The organism is Psychrobacter namhaensis (genome assembly GCF_016107545.1).
GTDB classification, from domain to species: domain Bacteria; phylum Pseudomonadota; class Gammaproteobacteria; order Pseudomonadales; family Moraxellaceae; genus Psychrobacter; species Psychrobacter namhaensis.
The window spans coordinates 399,370-417,594 of record NZ_JABASS010000001.1; the positions used below are offsets into that span (position 1 = coordinate 399,370).

Annotated in this window: 13 protein-coding genes; 4 read left to right on the forward strand and 9 right to left on the reverse strand. The window is 45.3% G+C overall.

The features are described from left to right. Window positions 1-83 precede the first annotated feature (83 nt). Window positions 84-2,684 carry an aminopeptidase N gene (gene pepN / locus JFC06_RS01720; RefSeq protein ID WP_265088200.1) on the reverse strand — a complete coding sequence of 867 codons (2,601 nt, stop codon included), beginning with the start codon at window positions 2,682-2,684 and terminating at the stop codon, window positions 84-86. Window positions 2,685-3,103: 419 nt separating this feature from the next. Between pepN and JFC06_RS01725 the strand changes: the two genes are divergently transcribed. From JFC06_RS01725 to JFC06_RS01735, 3 genes are all read left to right on the forward strand, one after another. Further along, entirely contained in the window at window positions 3,104-3,739 is a 636-nt protein-coding gene (locus tag JFC06_RS01725; protein ID WP_198333734.1) for a DUF6231 family protein, read from the forward strand. A gap of 165 nt (window positions 3,740-3,904) precedes the next feature. Then, entirely contained in the window at window positions 3,905-4,423 is a 519-nt protein-coding gene (pal, locus tag JFC06_RS01730) for a peptidoglycan-associated lipoprotein Pal (RefSeq protein ID WP_198333735.1), read from the forward strand. Between the two features lie 125 nt (window positions 4,424-4,548). Beyond that, window positions 4,549-5,343, forward strand: a complete 795-nt coding sequence (locus tag JFC06_RS01735) for a 4'-phosphopantetheinyl transferase family protein (RefSeq protein ID WP_198333736.1) — start codon at window positions 4,549-4,551, stop codon at window positions 5,341-5,343. Between the two features lie 127 nt (window positions 5,344-5,470). Here the strand turns inward: JFC06_RS01735 and JFC06_RS01740 are convergent, their stop codons facing one another. Next, window positions 5,471-6,307, reverse strand: coding sequence for a hypothetical protein (locus tag JFC06_RS01740; RefSeq protein WP_198333737.1), 837 nt, complete (start codon window positions 6,305-6,307; stop codon window positions 5,471-5,473). A gap of 591 nt (window positions 6,308-6,898) precedes the next feature. On the opposite strand from JFC06_RS01740, the gene JFC06_RS01745 reads away from it, so the two are divergent. Then, complete coding sequence (locus JFC06_RS01745; RefSeq protein WP_193006949.1) at window positions 6,899-7,657, forward strand: IclR family transcriptional regulator; 759 nt, start codon at window positions 6,899-6,901, stop codon at window positions 7,655-7,657. Window positions 7,658-7,800: 143 nt separating this feature from the next. Here the strand turns inward: JFC06_RS01745 and mmsB are convergent, their stop codons facing one another. The 7 genes from mmsB to JFC06_RS01780 all read right to left on the reverse strand — a co-directional run bounded on the left by mmsB (window position 7,801) and on the right by JFC06_RS01780 (window position 18,202). After that, window positions 7,801-8,736: a 3-hydroxyisobutyrate dehydrogenase gene (gene mmsB, locus JFC06_RS01750; RefSeq protein ID WP_198333738.1), complete on the reverse strand. Its 936-nt coding sequence runs from the start codon at window positions 8,734-8,736 to the stop codon at window positions 7,801-7,803. A 112-nt stretch (window positions 8,737-8,848) separates the two neighbouring features. After that, complete coding sequence (locus tag JFC06_RS01755) at window positions 8,849-10,102, reverse strand: enoyl-CoA hydratase/isomerase family protein (RefSeq protein WP_198333739.1); 1,254 nt, start codon at window positions 10,100-10,102, stop codon at window positions 8,849-8,851. Between the two features lie 229 nt (window positions 10,103-10,331). Continuing rightward, window positions 10,332-11,114, reverse strand: a complete 783-nt coding sequence (locus JFC06_RS01760) for an enoyl-CoA hydratase (protein ID WP_198333740.1) — start codon at window positions 11,112-11,114, stop codon at window positions 10,332-10,334. Between the two features lie 56 nt (window positions 11,115-11,170). Further along, complete coding sequence (locus JFC06_RS01765) at window positions 11,171-12,331, reverse strand: acyl-CoA dehydrogenase family protein (RefSeq protein WP_198333741.1); 1,161 nt, start codon at window positions 12,329-12,331, stop codon at window positions 11,171-11,173. 152 nt (window positions 12,332-12,483) lie between these two features. Then, the gene (locus tag JFC06_RS01770) at window positions 12,484-13,968 is read right to left on the reverse strand and encodes a CoA-acylating methylmalonate-semialdehyde dehydrogenase (protein WP_193006954.1); all 1,485 of its coding nucleotides are present in this window, start codon (window positions 13,966-13,968) and stop codon (window positions 12,484-12,486) included. 318 nt (window positions 13,969-14,286) lie between these two features. Continuing rightward, window positions 14,287-16,308: a propionate--CoA ligase gene (locus JFC06_RS01775; RefSeq protein ID WP_198333742.1), complete on the reverse strand. Its 2,022-nt coding sequence runs from the start codon at window positions 16,306-16,308 to the stop codon at window positions 14,287-14,289. Window positions 16,309-16,531: 223 nt separating this feature from the next. After that, window positions 16,532-18,202, reverse strand: coding sequence for a fatty acid--CoA ligase (locus JFC06_RS01780; protein WP_198333743.1), 1,671 nt, complete (start codon window positions 18,200-18,202; stop codon window positions 16,532-16,534). Between the last annotated feature and the right edge of the window lie 23 nt (window positions 18,203-18,225).

Below are 18,225 nucleotides of genomic sequence, written 5' to 3' on the forward strand. Positions count from 1 at the left end.
CATCAGATACTCCATAAAAAGCCCGTCCGACACTCTGTCGGACGGGCTTTTTTGAGCCTACTGACCTATCAGTCTTCTAGGCATTAACCATTTGCCGCCTTTAGTACACTATCTAAACTTTCAAGTACGTGTTTAGAGGCAGCATGCTTTTGCAAATCCACGAGCTTATCATGCGCCATTTGACGACGGGGCTCAGCCAATGTGTTCCATCGTGCCAGCACTTGTAATAAGCGTGAGGCCAATACGGGATTGGCATCATCCAGCTTTTTAATCACGCTGGTATAAATATCCAGACCTTCTTGTGTCCATAATACCGTAGGCTGTGAACTAAAGGCGCTAATGACTGAACGCACGCGATTGGGTGTGTTCCAATCAAAGTCTTCATGCTCAAGCAATGCTTGGATAACCTCAGTACTCACATTATCAGCAGACGCTTGCACGCTAAACCATAAGTCAATGACCAAGTCATTCGCTTGAAAGCGTGTATAAAAGTCCGTCAGATACTCACTAGCATTTGCCACTTGGTGATTGACCATGGCTTTCAATGCGCCAAAGCGTTCGGTCATACAGCTGGCATTGTTATACTGCTGCTGGGCCCACTCTACTGCGCCCTTGACGTTAGCCGTTAGCGCCATGTCAAGTACGACGTTGCGTAGGGCACGTGTGCCGCGAGCGTCAGCGCTATCGTCATAAGGTTGCATTGGCAATTGTTTATAAAGCTCTGCCCACTGATCTTGCAGCGTATCTGCCACTTGTTGATACAAGCTGTCACGCTTCGCTTTAATCAACTCTGGATCGTAGTCTTTATGAATGGCAGACGCCAGCTCCTGTGCTGATGGAATATCAAGCAAGCGCGCAGCCAACATCGCATCATCAGCTGCTAATACGGGTAATGTTTGCGCCAACGCTTGCAAATATATATCAGGGCTGCTCTTTGTACCTTGACCTTGCAACAAAATACGATTAACGAGCATTTGGGTGACTTGCCAGCGGTTAAAACCATTGGTCTCATGTTTTAGCAAAAATGCCAAATCTTCATCTTGATAATCATAATTCAGTTGCACAGGCGCGCTAAAGTCACGCAGCAATGACACCACAGGGTCGCTAGCTACCCCTTCAAAAACAAAGGTTTGCGTGGCTTGATCTAACAGCAGCATACGTTCAGCCACAATGTCACCAGAGTCCTTGTCAAACAGCGCCGTCGCTACTGGAATTGGCAAGGGTTTTGGTGCCTCAAAACCGCTCACGTGACGTGTTTGCTGACTCAATGTAATGGTTAACGTTTGCGCCGCAGCATCATAATCTTGGTGACCTGAGACGACTGGTGTGCCTGGTTGGCGATACCAATCGATGAACTCCTCTATTTTATCATCAGTGATACTGAGCGCCGATAAAAAGTCCTCAACGGTCACAGCTTGCCCATCATAACGGCGGAAGTACTCGTCTGTTCCCTTGCGAAAATCGTCTGGCCCCAAGGTATTGGCAATCATGCGTACGATTTCAGCGCCTTTCTCATAAACCGTCGTCGTATAAAAATTATTGATCTCAACGAAACTCTCAGGACGCACAGGATGCGCAAGTGGCCCTGCATCCTCAGAAAACTGATGGGCACGCAAGGTGGCAACATCATCGATCCGCTGTACGGCACTCGACTGCTGATCCGCTGAAAACGATTGGTCACGATAAACCGTAAACCCTTCTTTTAAACATAGCTGGAACCAATCCCGACAAGTGATGCGGTTACCCGTCCAGTTGTGAAAGTACTCATGAGCGATAATGGCTTTGACGCTAAAACTACGCGCATCGGTCGTCGTCTCTGGACTCGACAATACGCAAGCGGTATTAAAAATATTAAGCCCCTTGTTCTCCATCGCGCCCATATTAAATTGGCTGACCGCGACGATCATATAGCGATCTAAATCATAGGCTCGGCCATAATTCACCTCATCCCATTCCATGGCGTCTTTTAAGGCTTGCATACCGACATTACATTTATCAATATCGGCAGATTTTGCATACAGCTCAAGCGCAACCTCTCGACCTTCGCTGGTGGTATAAACGTCTGTCAACACATCTAAATCAGCGACCACACAGGCAAACAGATAACTTGGCTTGTTAGTGGGATCATGCCAAATCGCATAATGACGGCTTGGCTCGTCCGCCACTTCACCGGCTTCGACTAAGTTACCATTGGCCAATAGCGTCGGATAGCGCTTATCCGCCTCAAGACGCGTGGTAAATATGGCCAGTACATCAGGACGGTCTGGATAAAAAGTAATCTTCCGAAAACCTTCTGGCTCACACTGGGTGACAAACATCGTATCATCACCACTACCCGCCATATAAAAACCTTCAAGTGCGGTGTTGGTCTGCGGGCAGATGCGTACTTGAATCTCTAACGTCACTTGGTCAGGTGCGTTAACTATCGTGAGCTTACCCGCTTCTTGCTGATAGTCCCCAATAGCCAGTTGGTCGCCATTCATACTAATGGCCAGCAGCTCTAAATCTTCGCCAAATAACACGAGATCTCCTGCTGCTTGGCGTACCATTTGTAGCGTACTGTCTACCTGCGCATACGCTTCAAACAGCTTAATGTCTAAATCAACGGTTACCACATCAAAACTTGGCTTTTGATAATCTTTTAAGTTAATTTTATGCGGGGCATGCGGCGGTACATCGGGCATTTCAGGATTAATAATTTGAGCATCGGTTTCAGCAGTAGACATATAAATTCCTATTATTATTTATGACATAAACAGTTGGGTAGTATGGTGAGCGCCATTAGCGCTAACGGCAATGAACAAAACTTTAAGCAAATTTTTAAGACGATGGATTATCAATAAACCTATAGCCCATAAACTTATGGTTACATTGACCTAAACTGCCAATTTTCAAGTACAGACCTTAAAATTATTACATTGATAAGCCAGTATGGATATCAGAATAGTGATTAAGGTAGAGATACGGTTGTCACGGCCACAGTCATAGAAAATTGACAAAAGGTATCAACCAAAAAATTGGCGTAAATCATCCATTGGATAATGATCACGAAAATGATTTAATAGGTTTACCGATGACCACCACTCGATAAACGGCCTATTATATGACAAAGCACACCGCCAGTCGCTCAGACATTACGCTCCCCCTACTTATAGATTACATTGATGCTCTGCTGCCATCGCTAGTCACACAGATAAAAACACCAACTACCCCTGAACAGAAGGATGAAAGCACTGAGTTATTATGGGCGGTGCAAGACAATAATGCCCGCTTAGCCCTAAAATCACAACTCAAAGACCATGTCATGAGTAAAGATGATGATAAGGTAGCAGACGCTGGGACATTGCAGCCATTAACTTTATCAGAGCTGATACAGCAACCAACACCGGATCGTTATGAGCTTGCTTGCTTTTGGCTACCCACATTATCGTCAGAGCTGCTACAGCAATACATTCCCCTATTCATGCGCTATCGCGATCTTTATTCCGCCCATCTGCTAATCGCACTTGATAGCACCATAGACTTAAAGGCTTATGGATTTACTCCATTTGATATCTTAAGCGAGCAGTCTTTCGACGTTGATCGTGTGAACCAAAAACAATCACCTTCATCAGACACGCCGTCCCTAGTGTCCGCCACACTTTGGCAATTTAACCTATATGATTATAAACAATTACCCAATTGGCTCAATGCAGATTACTGGGCCAATCCTGAGAATTGGGGCAAACACCGTTGGTAGTGGACAGCGATCAAAGCTTTGTATATCTGTTTGTAAATTCTAGAATTATTTACAGTAATACTACTTACATAAAGTAACACTTAGTATATGATAGATAGTAAATGTCTAAGTTTTATCGCAAGCAGTTTAAAAAAACAAATTTAATTAAAATTTTAGGAGCTCATCATGTCAACCAGTTTTTCTAAGATCGCGGTTCTTGCTATATTATCAAGCGCAGTTGCCCTAACCACAGGCTGTGCTACCAAACGTTCTACTTCTGAAGTAGTTGTGGCCCCGCTCGGTATTCCAAGTGGCCAAGCTGACTACACTGGCGCTGTCATCGTAGATAACCCAAATGCTGTTATCACTACCGCTGAGAACTTACAAGCGGTTGTCTATTTTGCTTTCGATAGTAGTGAGATTACCGCACAAGCAGCCAGTGTCTTGGACCAACACGCAGCGCTGCTAAGCTCAAATCCAGCAGCTGGCGTTGTTATCGCAGGTCACACTGATGAGCGCGGTAGCCGTGAATATAACATGGCATTAGGTGAGCGCCGTGCCCAAGCCGCCCGTGACTATCTTGCTGCTCAAGGTGTGCCCGTAAACAATATCCGTGTCATCAGCTATGGTGAAGAACGCCCTGCAGTTACTGGTAACACTGAAGAAGCTTATGCACAAAACCGCCGTGCTGAGTTGTCTTACTAAGACTGACGCAACCACCAATAACTAATAAAGCGTCGTTTAATTGATAAAAGCCCAGTAATATTGATTGCTGGGCTTTTTACGGTTTATTAAACTAAGATAACTCACCCTACTCGACACGATCAATGATGCCAACGGTAAAATTAACCCATCTTCAATACACTCAGCTCAACCCGACGACATGGTGCGCCACTGCGCAAGTAAGCGAACCTTTGTGTCTAAGTTTTGATACCTTACGGGAAAAATCGTCATGGTTATTGGTTTTTAATACGTCGACTATACACTTTAATAAAATGGTTGGTCTTAACTGGCAGTACTGTAGTCCACGCGTTATTTTATCGGCTCGTGAGATGGCCCATCAACAACGCCAAATACAGCGTAAAGGGGTGCGATTATTGCTACAGCAGCTCTTAAATTATCTAGAGCTTCGCGATACACTGGATGAATCAGACTTCCCCTATCAGCTTATCGACAGTAAACACTATGTGTGCTTTAGTCACACAGGTGCTACCCAAAAAAAAGCGATTAATCCAAACCTGAATCAGTCGTTGAATACGCGTTCAAATAGTAAAGTCGCTGTCACTATTAGCCGTCATCGACCTATAGGCATTGATATAGAGACTAACGACGTTGCATGGCATGTGGCGCAGCGTTTTTACTCAGACAATGAGCTTAGGGTCATACAGTCATTGCCAACCAGCCAACGTGACATTATCACTAAACTACTCTGGCAAATAAAAGAAAGCTTTATAAAAATTCATCAATACAAACTGGCACAAGGTTTAGGAGTAGATTATTCATACCTCATTGCTGATTTACTGAACGCTATTAGAGACCCGTCACTTTTGTGGGTCACGGCTGACTATCGCTCGCAATACCATGTTGCTATCCTACCCATTCAGCAAACTGTGGTTATTTTTTAGAGAAGTGATCACTGTACGACTTTTAAGACATTGCTTTTTCTTTACTTTAAACAAAAAAAACGATCCTTTTTAGGATCGTTTTTTTTCTTACTTTTCTTCTAACGACAGTATTTAAACTGGGCTTGGCTTAGAAGCGGTAAGTAGCACCAAGTTTGACAATTGGCATCCACTCAAGATAGTCTTTATCTTCTAACTCTGTTTCAGCAGCAGCAGCAGCGTCAACAGCCACAGCATTCAAAGGGTTCGTAGCACGCACTGTAGCGTCAGTTTTACCCATATAAGCTGCACCTAGCTCACCAAATAGACCGAAGTTATTAGTGATGTTAGGACGGAAGCCAATAGTAGCATAAGGTGCTAACTTATTACGATGCTCTAGTGAACCTTCTAAAGTTTCACCGTTACCTACAAGATAATCTTCATCATCAATCGTGAAAACACCATCTTCAGCACTTGCACGCACATCGATATCGTTATCAGGTACGATGATACCAGCGCCCATTGTGAACCAGTTACCAGCAGGACGTAACTGCACGCCTAGGTATGGGTTGCTAAAATCTGCATCAACATCATAGTTGACGTCATCTACATCAACGTCACCGCCAAAAAGATCAGCGACATCGCCACCAGCCCAACCAGCTTGTAGTTCAGTTTTCTCGTTTAGTGACCAACCGATGTTAGCACCATAACCCAGTGTACCAACTTCAGCACTAACTGAGGCTGGGTTCACTACTTTGCTAAAGAAACCTTTAGTACCACCAACGATAGCGCCAGTTGTATTGCTTACCACACCAGCGTCCGCATCGTATGCATAAGAAGCAGGCTCTGCTTCATAAGCAACCGCTACCGGCTCAGCTTCATAAACAACGGCATCATTGTCATCAACAACGATCACTGGCTCAGCAGCTAGTGCAGCACTTGATGCTAAAACGGCAGCAGAAATTGCTGTTAATTTAATAGTTTTCATAAATACTCTCCTAAAGTGTGGAATAAATCGCCCATAAAAAAATGATTATCTCGCTTTTGTGAATCAACCATTTTGTTGAGCAGATTAAAACAATTTTGCCTCAAAAAGTCACCCCTGAAGGCGCGCTTTTTATTTGCTATTATGTAAAGATTGCATAGGTATTGTAATAATTACCCTACCAACCTGCAAAACTTCGCCTTTTAGTTACACAATGCTCCTAAAGTAACCAAACAGCCTCGACATGAATATTAAGTGGCTTAATGTTCATGTAAAGGTATTACAAAATATGTCATTATAATGACTTACCTGCTTATTCAACTCAAGGGTAGTTATATAGCTTATTACTACAGTTTGTTGTGTTTTGTGAGCTAACGTAGCTATTCTTACTTTAAAACGAAATTCCAGACATATAGGCAGTCATGTAAATATTGCTATATAGTGTGACTAACGCTTGTCTGCGCTTGATATTATGCTAAATTAGAGTGAGTGATGAGTGTGGCGTAAGCCTTTGAATTGTCCCGTTTGTCCTATTTATAAATATCTTGCAATGTTTGCCGCTGTATTCTTTATTATTACTATTGAGCCATTTATATGCCTAAAGTATCGTCGATCACCCGTGTGCTAGAAATCATAGAGGCGGTATCTTATGCGTCTCTGCCTCTATCGCCCCTTGAGCTGTCACAAGAGCTAGATATACCTAAGCCGACCATTCACAGATTGATTCAGAATTTGGTCGATGAAGGGTTTTTGACCGTCGATATTGGTGGCGGTATTATTCCTGGTAAGCGGGTACGTAACCTAAGTGTTGAGCTTTGGCAGCAGCGGCTATTTTTTAATGAGCGGCAAATGATCTTGCAAAAGCTGGTTGACGAAATTAAAGAAACCTGCGGTATTGGTGTGCCCTATCATATGGATATGATCTATACCAACCGAGCACAAACGACCTTACCGCTACAGATTTATCTACCCGTGGGCGCAAAATCTCCCATGTGGTGCACCGCCACGGGCAAGCTATACCTAAGCCAGTTATCTGCTACCAGTCGCCACAAAATACTACAAGGTTTACCGTTAGATAAATTTACTAAAAACACCATTACCGATATTGATGCCTTAAATGACGAGCTTGACCGTATTGCTGAAACGGGCATCGGTATAGACAATGAAGAGTTTATCTCTGAAATGGTGGCAGTGGCAGTACCTATATTGGATAAGAAGTCACGCTATCTAGCCTCACTATACATGCATGCACCAACCATACGAGTATCTTTAGATGAGCTATTGACGCATGTACCACGTCTACAAAAAGCAGCACAGGATGTTCAGGCTCTTGTGTACGATCTACAAAGCTAAAAGCACCTAACAGTAAAAATAAAAAAGTCTGCCCTATTCAATAGGGCAGACTTTTTTATTTTACTTCTACGCATATATCTCAGCTACAACTTACATCACCAAATCAAATTAAGAATGTGTCACTGAGAGATACAGTGGCAATACTAGGACAGCACTGAGCTATCGTGACGCCCCATAATACTTGAGAAGTCCTTATCACCATTCTCTACAGTATGAGCCTCATAAAGCTCTGTCGCCTTGGCCCCCATTGGCGTTTCGACATTGGTATCCTGAGCCGTTTGCATGGCCAGATTGAGGTCTTTTTGCATCAGCTTACTCATAAATCCACCTTGATAGCCATTACTAGAAGGCACATTTTCCATGACTTGGGGATAAGGATTATAGACTTCTAATGTCCAGTTGCGACCTGAGCTTTGTAGCATAATGTCTGATAATACTTTGGGGTCTAAGCCATTTTTAACCCCTAAGTTAATGGCTTCGGCCGTTCCTGCCATGAGAATACCCAGTAGCATGTTATTACAGATTTTTGCAACTTGTCCTGCCCCATGGTCGCCGGCATGAAAAATATTTTTTCCCATCACAGCTAGTATTGGTTCAGCTTTGGCAAAGGCATGAACGCTACCACCCACAATGAAGGTTAAGCTACCAGCGACTGCACCGCCTGTACCACCAGAGACTGGTGCATCCAAGAAATCTATACCAAGGTTACTTGCTGCCTCCGCTACTACCGTCGCGTCAGCCGCTGCTATCGTGCTGCTGTCAATGACCAGTGTGCCTTTGGGCAACTCTGCAAGTAAGCCATTTTCACCTAAATAAACAGAATGAACATGCTTGCCCGCTGGCAACATACTGATAACAACTTGAGCGTTACTTGCTGCGTCTTTAGGGCTATCAGCAACGCTTGCTCCTGCTTGCTGTAGACGCTGTGTCGCTGATTCAGACAAATCATATACAGATAGCGAATACCCTGCTTTTAACAGGTTCTCCGCCATCGGCGCTCCCATATTACCAAGCCCGATAAAGGCTATGTTTGGCTTAGCACCATTTTTATCAGTCGTACTTGTATTTTGTGTACCCATCTCATCACTCCTTGATGATTGCTTATGTAGGACATTACTACAGATAGTCTGTCATTATTTTTTTGAGGCTAATTTATATCTCATACTTACGCTGCTTTGGTAAGCCAAATCTTTAGCGCACAAGCTCATTGCCTAACGCGTTTTCACTCAACCAATCGCCCAAAGGATGCTCGCCTTTGGGATAAGGATTTACAAAATGCTGTTGAATGTATGCGTGCCCTTCTGCACTCAAACAGTCGGCCAATGAACGTGACCACTGCGGATTGCGATCTTTGTCAATTAGTAGCGCCCGCACCCCTTCTTTGAAGTCCGGATTGGCGGCACAATGTACGGCCACATTGGTCTCTAAATATAAAACTTGCTCTATCGATAAATCAGTGACTTTATGATAAAGCGCATAGGTCAAAGCCGCAGTCGTGGGGCAACCGTGACGATAGGTTGCGACAGCTCGCTGTGTCCAGCTATCCTCAGCAAAGGCTGCATCTAACTGTGCCAGCGCTTCATCACTTTGGAGTACAGCATCAATATCCCCTAAGCCGCCGCTGTTCATCAATTGCTGTATAGGACGCCAATAGGTAGCCAACTTGCTAGGAGGTAAATCAGCCACTGGTTGCGCGGCAAGTGCACGGCTAACGATGCGATGAGCGCTATGATCATGACTGTTATCTGTGTTACTAGAATCCGTTGCCGCTTGCCAATTACTCTGTCTTAAGCGCTGAATAACAGCATCATAGTCACTACTGGCGACTGCATACTCTGCCAGATTGGCCAATAGAGCATCGTTACCATTACACATCGCGCCCGTCAGCCCTAAAAACAAACCAGTTTTGGCTGGCATGCGCTGTAAAAACCAACTGCCCGAGGCATCAGGAAACAGGCCAATAGTCACCTCAGGCATGGCAAAACGCGTGCGCTCAGTAACCAAGCGATGACTGCACGCCGCCATCAGTCCCATCCCGCCACCCATAATGATGCCATTCCCCCAAAGTATTAATGGTTTGGCATAAAAATGCATCTGCCGGTAGAGACGATATTCATGACTAAAAAACTCTGTCGCATACGGGTTTGGCAGTGGCGCACTGGTAGACATACTGTCATACAGCTTACGGATATCACCGCCAGCACAAAACGCTTTATCGCCTGCCCCTTTTAATACTAAAGCAACTATTTGATCATCACTCTGCCACTGCTCTAACTGTGCTGATAGTAACTGGCACATATCAACGCTCAAGGCATTCAAAGACTTAGGCGTGTTTAACGTCATGATGCCGATCAGATGGCCGCAATCTGTCGGCTCAGTATCAAATAACACCGATGCTTCCTGCTCTACAATTTTTTGATTATTACTATCATCCGTTGCTGTCATCAAGATCACCTACAAAAATTGAAAATAAAGTTACCATTAAGGCTAGGGCGTGTCCTCGATTCAATCGATAGTCATCTAAATGGACTAAAAATGGCTAAATCTTGCCAAACAGCGGCAAATAGTTGGTTAATATCTCGATATTATCTGCACTATTTTTCTTGTTTGACTGCAATTTATCTCATTTTTATCACCATTTTTAAAATGAGGACACGCCCTAAGTTTATGCCGTTTATTTATTTTGCCAGTTGGGTTTACGCTTCTCTAAAAACGCTTGAACGCCTTCGCGCTGATCTTTTGTATCGAACAACTTAACAAAGGCCTCACGCTCATGGATAAGGTTTTGCGCAGGTGGCGTGTCTCTTGCCGCTTGAATGAGTTTCTTGGAATAGCTGACGGCCACAGGTGACTGCTTAGCGACGTTTTGGGCTAATGTTTGTGCTGCTGCAAGACCCTCACCTTTAGCAGTGACTTCTTCCACCAAGCCAATACGCAATGCGGTATCGGCATCGACGCGCTCACCGCATAAGATCATACGCTTTGCCCAGCCTTCGCCAACGAGCCAAGGTAGATTTTGCGTACCGCCTGCACATGGCAATAAACCCACTCCTGTCTCTGGTAGCGCCATCTGTGCATGCGCCTCGGCGATACGAATATCACAGGCGAGCGCACATTCAAGTCCGCCACCCATCGCATAGCCATTGATAACCGCGATACTGACGCCGCGGTAAGCAGACAACGCTTCAAACGCTTCGCCAAAAGCAATGGCCATGCTGATTGCATGACCTTTATCCCCGTCTGAAAAGTTATTGAGATCCGCACCTGCTGAAAAAAACTTCTCGCCATCACCATGTACGATTAAGGCATAAATATCGTCCTTGGCATTTAGGTCAGTGATCAACTGTTTAAACGCTTGCAGACTGTCCATCGTCCAAGTATGGGCAGGCGGGTTATTCAGTGTGACGGTGGCGGTGTGACCGCTGATCGATAGTTTAAGATTGGTATAGTCTGTCATAAAACATCCTTGTTTTAGCATGGCTTTATTGGCAAATAACTGAATATATAGCTGTACTAGCGCAATTGACCCAACGCATCGTCTTGTAACAGTTGCCGTGAGACAATCACTCGCATAATTTCATTCGTGCCTTCTAAAATCTGATGGACACGCAGATCTCGTACGTGGCGCTCAAGTGGATACTCGTTTAGATAACCATAGCCGCCATGCAACTGTAAGGCTTCATTTGCAACCTCAAAACAAAGGTCGGTTGATAAGCGTTTTGCCATCGCGCAGTAGGCCGTGGCTTGCGCGTCATTAGTATCGACTTTATTAGCGGCAAGATAGAGCATTTGCCGCGCCGCAATCGTTTGAGTGAGCATATCTGCAAGCTTAAACTGTACTGATTGTAAGCTTGCAATCGGGCTGCCAAACTGGCTGCGCTCTTGGACATAATTGGTCGCCGTCTCTAGCGCTGACTGGGCCGTACCAATCGCACAAATCCCAATATTAATCCGCCCACCGTCCAAGCCCTTCATCGCAATACGAAAGCCCTGACCCTCTTCGCCGATTAAGTTTTCTGCAGGGACTTTTACGTCCTTAAAGCTAATCGTCCGCGTTGGCTGTGCTTTCCAGCCCATCTTATGCTCATTTTTACCGTACTCTATCCCAGCACTATCAGCGTCAACGACGAATGCTGACACCCCTTTTGGTCCTGCACCGCCCGTACGTGCCATAACCACTAGCACATCGGTCGAGCCTGCGCCTGATATAAAGGCTTTTTCTCCATTGAGCACATAGTCATCGCCTTGCTTCACTGCTTTGGTACGAAGAGAAGCGGCATCAGAACCCGCATTTGGTTCCGTTAAACAGTAGCTACCCAGCCATTTACCGCTGACCATATTTGGCAGATACTTTTTGCATAAGGCATCACTACCGAACTCACCGATCATCCAGCCGGCCATATTATGAATGCTCATGTAAGCGGCAACGGCCGTATCGCCCCATGCCAACTCTTCAAAAACCATGGCAGAGTCCAAACGTGGTAGCCCTAAGCCATCGTACTCTGGGTTGGTATAAAGCCCTAAAAAGCCAAGCTCACCAGTTTTTTTGATCACATCAACTGGGAAGTGCGAGGTACGATCCCATTCCGCCGCATTTGGCTTAAGCTCTTTTTGGGCAAACTGTCTGGCCGTTTGGCGAAAAGCAATCTGATCTTCGGTTAATGAAAAATCCATAGGGTCATCCTTGTGCGTGCGTAACAAATGTGGTGAATTAGAGTTGACGAACTATTATGTCAATATAAGTGCGGTTTGACGATAACAGCATCAAACTGCAAAGTTACCGTCAAAAAACTTCTCGCTGTACCGCAAATATAGTAGATCAACGACTAAATTGAAATAGTGGTATTGACGCCGCGGCTCGCCTCATCATCAAACCAGCGCGCAGTGACTGTCTTTGTTTGGGTATAAAACTGCACGGCTTGCTTGCCATAAGGGCCGAGATCACCAAGTTTACTGGCACGTGAGCCTGAGAATGAGAACATCGGTAGTGGCACTGGAATCGGTAAGTTGATACCGATTTGACCGACCTGAACGTCTTGTTGGAATTTGTGCGCGGCCGCCCCCGACTGCGTAAAAATTGCCGTACCATTACCATGTGGGTTGGCATTAAGCAGCTCAATCGCTTCATCAAGGTCGGCTGCACGCATGATACACAATACTGGCCCAAAGATTTCTTCTTTATAAATTTGCATGTCGCTTGTGACATTATCAAAAATAGTAGGTCCAACAAAGTTACCTTTCTCAAACCCTTCGACCGTGATACCGCGGCCATCCAGTAGCAGGCTCGCCCCTTCTTCTACCCCCGTACCGATCAGGTGCTCAACGCGAGCTTTGGCTGCAGGAGAAATTAGTGGACCTAAATCTTTATCGTTCTTACCCGCTGATACCACCAAGCCTTCTGCTTTGGCCTTAATATCATCGATCCAGTCACCAGCTGCCCCTACTAGCACCACAACGGACAGTGCCATGCAGCGCTGACCGGCAGCACCAAATGCGGCACCAGCTAGCTGGTTGAGCGTCTGCTCTTTATTCGCATCAGGCAAGATAACGCCATGGTTTTTGGCACCCATCATACACTGAGCCCGTTTGCCAGATTGACTAGCGCGCTCATAAACATGCTTACCAACGGCAGTAGAGCCGACAAATGATACCGCTTTAATATCAGGATGATCACAGATAGCATCGACGGTTGCTTTGCCACCATGCACCACGTTTAACACCCCTTCAGGTACGCCAGCTTCAATTGCTAATTCAACCAAACGCATGGTAACCATTGGGTCTTGCTCAGAAGGCTTAAGGATAAAGGTGTTACCGGTGGCGATCGCCATGGGGAACATCCATAGTGGAATCATCGCTGGGAAGTTAAAGGGTGTGATGCCAGCACAAACGCCTAGGGGCTGCCAGATACTATAAGTATCTACACCAGATGCGACGTTTTCTACAAAATCACCAATCTGCAAATTGGCAATACCTGCTGCATGTTCGACGACTTCTAAACCCCGAAATACATCGCCGCGAGCATCAGCGATGGTTTTACCTTGTTCTGCGGTCAAGATTTCTGCCAACTCATCCATGTGCTCACGAATGAGTGTCTGATACTTTAAAAAAATACGGGCACGCGTGGTAATAGGGGTCTTGCGCCATGTCTGAAAGGCTGTTTGGGCGGCAGCAACCGCTTGGTTAATTTCATCGTCCGTCGTTTGTGGGACTTTAGCGATGACTTCCTGCGTGGCTGGATCGGTGATATCAATCCATTCATCGGTATTCGATTGAGTAAACTGGCCGTTAATAAGCTGCTGGACGTGGTGCATAAGATATCCTTATCTTGTTTGCGAGACTACCGTTTAACGGTGTCTTTATATTCATAAAGGGGACGAATAACTATAAATTTTTCTCGATAAAACTTAATTCTAAAATGATTTAATTTGTATCGTTATTGACTATAACAATAAATCATTTTTAGGGTCAAGCGCTTTATCGAACTTTTATTTAAGTTGCGATCAATGTGGTGATCAATCAAACAAATTTTCTCTAAGACGTTAACAAATAAAAAAGCCCATGAGTCTTCATGAGCTTTCGTTTCGCATGGGCGTTGCACCATCAAAATTCGTTCTAAAAGAGACGTGAAATTAGTAGTCTTTCATAGACTGCTTGATGGCATCAATCGCTGCTGGATTATCAAGCGTAGACATATCGCCGGTGTCTTTATCTTCTGCCAAAGCACGAATAGCTCGGCGTAGAATTTTACCAGAGCGGGTCTTTGGCAGCGCTTGCGGGAAGTAAATGGCCGCGGGCCGAGCGATACCGCCCAGAGATTTAACCACCGCACCAACCACTTGTTGCTCAATGCGGAAGCGATTTTCGGTTGTCGCTACTTGTTCATGATCCTTTAACACACAAAAAGCGATGGGCAACTCACCTTTTAGCTCATCTTGAATGCCCACAACGGCGCATTCTGCCATCTCGGGATGACTGCTGATGGCCTCTTCAATCTCTTGCGTGCCGATTCGATGACCAGCGACGTTAATCACGTCATCGGTACGTCCCAAAATATAAAAGTAGCCATCTTCATCAGTCACCGCATAATCTGAAGTAGAGTACTGCTGACCATCAAACAGGCCAAAATAACTACTGATAAAACGCTCATCATTACGCCACACTGTCGTGAGGCAACCGGGTGGTAGTGGGGCTTTAATCGCTAGTAGGCCTTTTTCACCAGGCGCGCAAACCTTACCCGTTTCTTCATTTATCACCTGGGCATCATAACCGTACATCGGATAACCTGGCGATCCTTGTTTGTGCGGTTTGTGGTCAAATTTTGGCGTATTACTTAAGATTGGCCAACCGGACTCTGTTTGCCAGTAATGATCTAAAATAGGCACGCCTAAATGCTGGGTGAGCCAATTGGCCGTTGATTCATCAAGCGGTTCACCTGCCAAAAAGAATGATTTGACGCTTGATACATCATAGCGGGTCATCCACGTCTCATCTTGTTTTTTGAGCATACGCACGCCCGTGGGTGCGGTGAACAAAATATTAACTTTATTGGCCTCGACAATCCGCCACCAAATACCCGGGTTTGGACGATGCGGCAAGCCTTCATACATGACACTGGTCATGCCCGCAAGCAATGGGGCATAGATCGTATAAGAATGCCCGACCGCCCAGCCGATATCTGATATCGCCCAAAAAGTCTCGCCAGCCTTGCCATCGTAGATATAATCCATTGAGGTGGTAAGTGCGACGGCGTGCCCGCCCGTATCACGCTGCACTCCTTTTGGCGTACCCGTCGTACCAGAGGTGTAGAGCAAGTAAGATGGGGTGTTGGACTCTAACCATACCGGCTCAACAATGGCATTGGCCTCACAGCTACGGCGGCGTTCAGTGGCATAGTCCACATCAATGTCTTGAGGTTTAAATGGAAGTACGCCGCGATTCACAACGAGGACATGCTCAGGTTTTACATTTGCCTGCGCAACCCCTTGATTGACCAAGTTTTTATAATTGATGACTTTACCACCGCGCAGACCTGCATCCACTGTGATGACCATTTTTGCTTCGGCGTCATCCATACGAATTGCCAAATTGTGTGCCGCAAAGCCCCCAAACACTACCGAATGCACCGCCCCAATACGAGCACAAGCTAGCATGGCGTAAGCCGCTTCTAAAATCATCGGCATGTAGATAACGACGCGATCACCTTTCTCAATGCCGTGACGCTGTAGTACATCGGCAAAATAATTCACTTCTTTGTACAGATCATTATAGGTCAGACGACGCTTTGCATAGTCCGTATAAAACTCCACGCTATTGCCCAAATCTTTAAACGCATCGACAACGCCTGGGAAGGTTTCTGTTAACTCTTGATTGATCTCTGACGATAGCCAGATAAAGGCGTCTTGCTCTGCCCGCTCTTCTAGATGCCGATCCACACAGTTATAGCAAAGGTTGGTCTCGCCACCGACAAACCACTGCGCGAAAGGTAAATTGCTATCGTCAAGGATCTGCTCAGGCTCTTTGTGCCAATAGATACGCTTGGCTTGCTCGGCCCAAAACTGCTCTCGATCCGTAATTGAGTTATGATAAATATCAGCGAATTTAGGCATGTCTGTTGTTTGAGAAGAGACTGGATTTTTGGTTGGGTCACTCATAATAGCTGTCCTTAGCGTAAACGAGGTGTGAGGCAATGTTATTGAAGCAGTGTTATTTTAGTAGATAATATTTAATGAGTTACTGGTCATCCTTGCCAGAATTAAAAAACCGATACATAGTGTATCGGTTTAAAATGTAGCAGAGCCAATCATAAAGGTCAACTATTAAGCGTTCATCCGCCCAATCTTTTGACTGATGCACGCATTTTATCAGCTACTACCATTACACTTCGGTCTGATTGGCATACATCTCACGCATGACCTTTTTGTCATGCTTGCCTACCGAGGTTTTTGGCAGATCGTCGACAAACTTAAACTGACTGGGCACGCCATATTTAGGAATCATACCACGCTCTACTGCCTTTTCAGCAATGGCTTTAATATCATCAACACTGGTGTCTGGGCAAGCAGGCTTGAGGACAATGAGTGCTAGTGGACGCTCGCCCCACTGCTTATCGCGAACGCCAATCACTGACACATCTGCCACTGCTGGATGCAGTGATAAAATCGTTTCAATCTCTAATGAGGAAATCCACTCACCGCCGGATTTAATCACGTCTTTTAAACGATCCGTAATTCTAATATACCCATCAGGACGTATATAGGCGATATCTTGGGTATGCATGTAGCCGTTTTCCCATAGCTCCTTACCTGCATCGTCATTTTTCAAATAGCTTTGGGTCAGCCAAGGAGCACGTAATACCAGCTCACCCGTATTGTCTTCTCCTGTGCCCACTGGTTGGTTGCCTTCACCCCACACCTGAGCGTCAACCATTAGCACAGGCTTACCGGTCATACAGCGGCGAGCAATGTCTTCATCCTCTGTCATCTCAGGCTCATTTAGGCTAAATTCTGTCAAGCTGATAAGTGGCGCTGTCTCTGACATACCATAGCCCGTATAAACCTCGATGCCTTGAGCCATTGCCGTTTTTGCCAAGCCTTCAGTCAATCTTGAACCCCCAATGATCATTTTGAGACCATTAAAACTGGCATCACGATCTTGCGCTTCTTTGAGTACCATTTGCAAAATCGTGGGTACACAATGAGTAATACTCACCTTTTCATTGATAATCAAATCCATCAAAGCGTCGGGGGCATAACGGCCGGGATAGACTTGTTTCAGACCAATCATCGTGGCAGTAAATGGAAAGCCCCATGCATGGACATGAAACATCGGCGTCATTGGCATATAGACATCACCATAACTGACCCCTTGTTTATTCGGTAACATACCAAGGGTAGCCGCTTCTGTTAGGCTGTGTAATACCAATTGGCGATGGCTAAAGAACACCCCTTTTGGATCGCCGGTCGTGCCTGAGGTATAAAAGGTGGTTGCAATGGTGTTTTCATCAAACTCTGGAAAGTCAAACTCACTTTCAGCCGCTTCTAGTAACGCCTCATACTCACCCGTTACGCGGTTTTGGTTACCGCCGAAGACACCTTCGAACGTCACCCCATTGTCATCTAGCCAAATGATATGCTCAATGCTAGAGTTTTCAAACTGATAATCTTTGACCAAAGGCGCAAACTCAGAGTTGAGCAACAACACTTTAGGCTTCGCATGATTGATGGTATAAAGGATCTTTTCTGGTGACAGACGAATATTAACCGTCTGCAAGATGTACTCTGACATTGGCACGGCAAAATAAGACTCAAGATAACGATGGCTATCCCAGTCCATCACGGCCACCACATCACCAGCGTCAAGCTTCAAATCTGCTAAGACATTGGCTAAGCGATTAATACGGTTAAACAGATCCTTATAAGTAAAACGCTTTTTGTCAGCGTAAACAATTTCTTGCTCTTGCGAGACCGTCTTGGCTCGGTTTAACAACTGCTTTACCAATAATGGATAATCATAGGCAGACGGGGCGCTTTGGTAAGTATTTGACATAGGTTTGACTTCCTTGTGGGTCA

Excerpts from the sequence above, each read along its gene's own strand:
- pepN (WP_265088200.1), bottom strand. The coding sequence starts at position 2,684 with ATGCCCGATGTACCGCCGCATGCCCCGCATAAAATTAACTTAAAAGAT.
- JFC06_RS01725 (WP_198333734.1), top strand. The coding sequence starts at position 3,104 with ATGACAAAGCACACCGCCAGTCGCTCAGACATTACGCTCCCCCTACTT.
- pal (WP_198333735.1), top strand. The coding sequence starts at position 3,905 with ATGTCAACCAGTTTTTCTAAGATCGCGGTTCTTGCTATATTATCAAGC.
- JFC06_RS01735 (WP_198333736.1), top strand. The coding sequence starts at position 4,549 with ATGCCAACGGTAAAATTAACCCATCTTCAATACACTCAGCTCAACCCG.
- JFC06_RS01740 (WP_198333737.1), bottom strand. The coding sequence starts at position 6,307 with ATGAAAACTATTAAATTAACAGCAATTTCTGCTGCCGTTTTAGCATCA.
- JFC06_RS01745 (WP_193006949.1), top strand. The coding sequence starts at position 6,899 with ATGCCTAAAGTATCGTCGATCACCCGTGTGCTAGAAATCATAGAGGCG.
- mmsB (WP_198333738.1), bottom strand. The coding sequence starts at position 8,736 with ATGGGTACACAAAATACAAGTACGACTGATAAAAATGGTGCTAAGCCA.
- JFC06_RS01755 (WP_198333739.1), bottom strand. The coding sequence starts at position 10,102 with ATGACAGCAACGGATGATAGTAATAATCAAAAAATTGTAGAGCAGGAA.
- JFC06_RS01760 (WP_198333740.1), bottom strand. The coding sequence starts at position 11,114 with ATGACAGACTATACCAATCTTAAACTATCGATCAGCGGTCACACCGCC.
- JFC06_RS01765 (WP_198333741.1), bottom strand. The coding sequence starts at position 12,331 with ATGGATTTTTCATTAACCGAAGATCAGATTGCTTTTCGCCAAACGGCC.
- JFC06_RS01770 (WP_193006954.1), bottom strand. The coding sequence starts at position 13,968 with ATGCACCACGTCCAGCAGCTTATTAACGGCCAGTTTACTCAATCGAAT.
- JFC06_RS01775 (WP_198333742.1), bottom strand. The coding sequence starts at position 16,308 with ATGAGTGACCCAACCAAAAATCCAGTCTCTTCTCAAACAACAGACATG.
- JFC06_RS01780 (WP_198333743.1), bottom strand. The coding sequence starts at position 18,202 with ATGTCAAATACTTACCAAAGCGCCCCGTCTGCCTATGATTATCCATTA.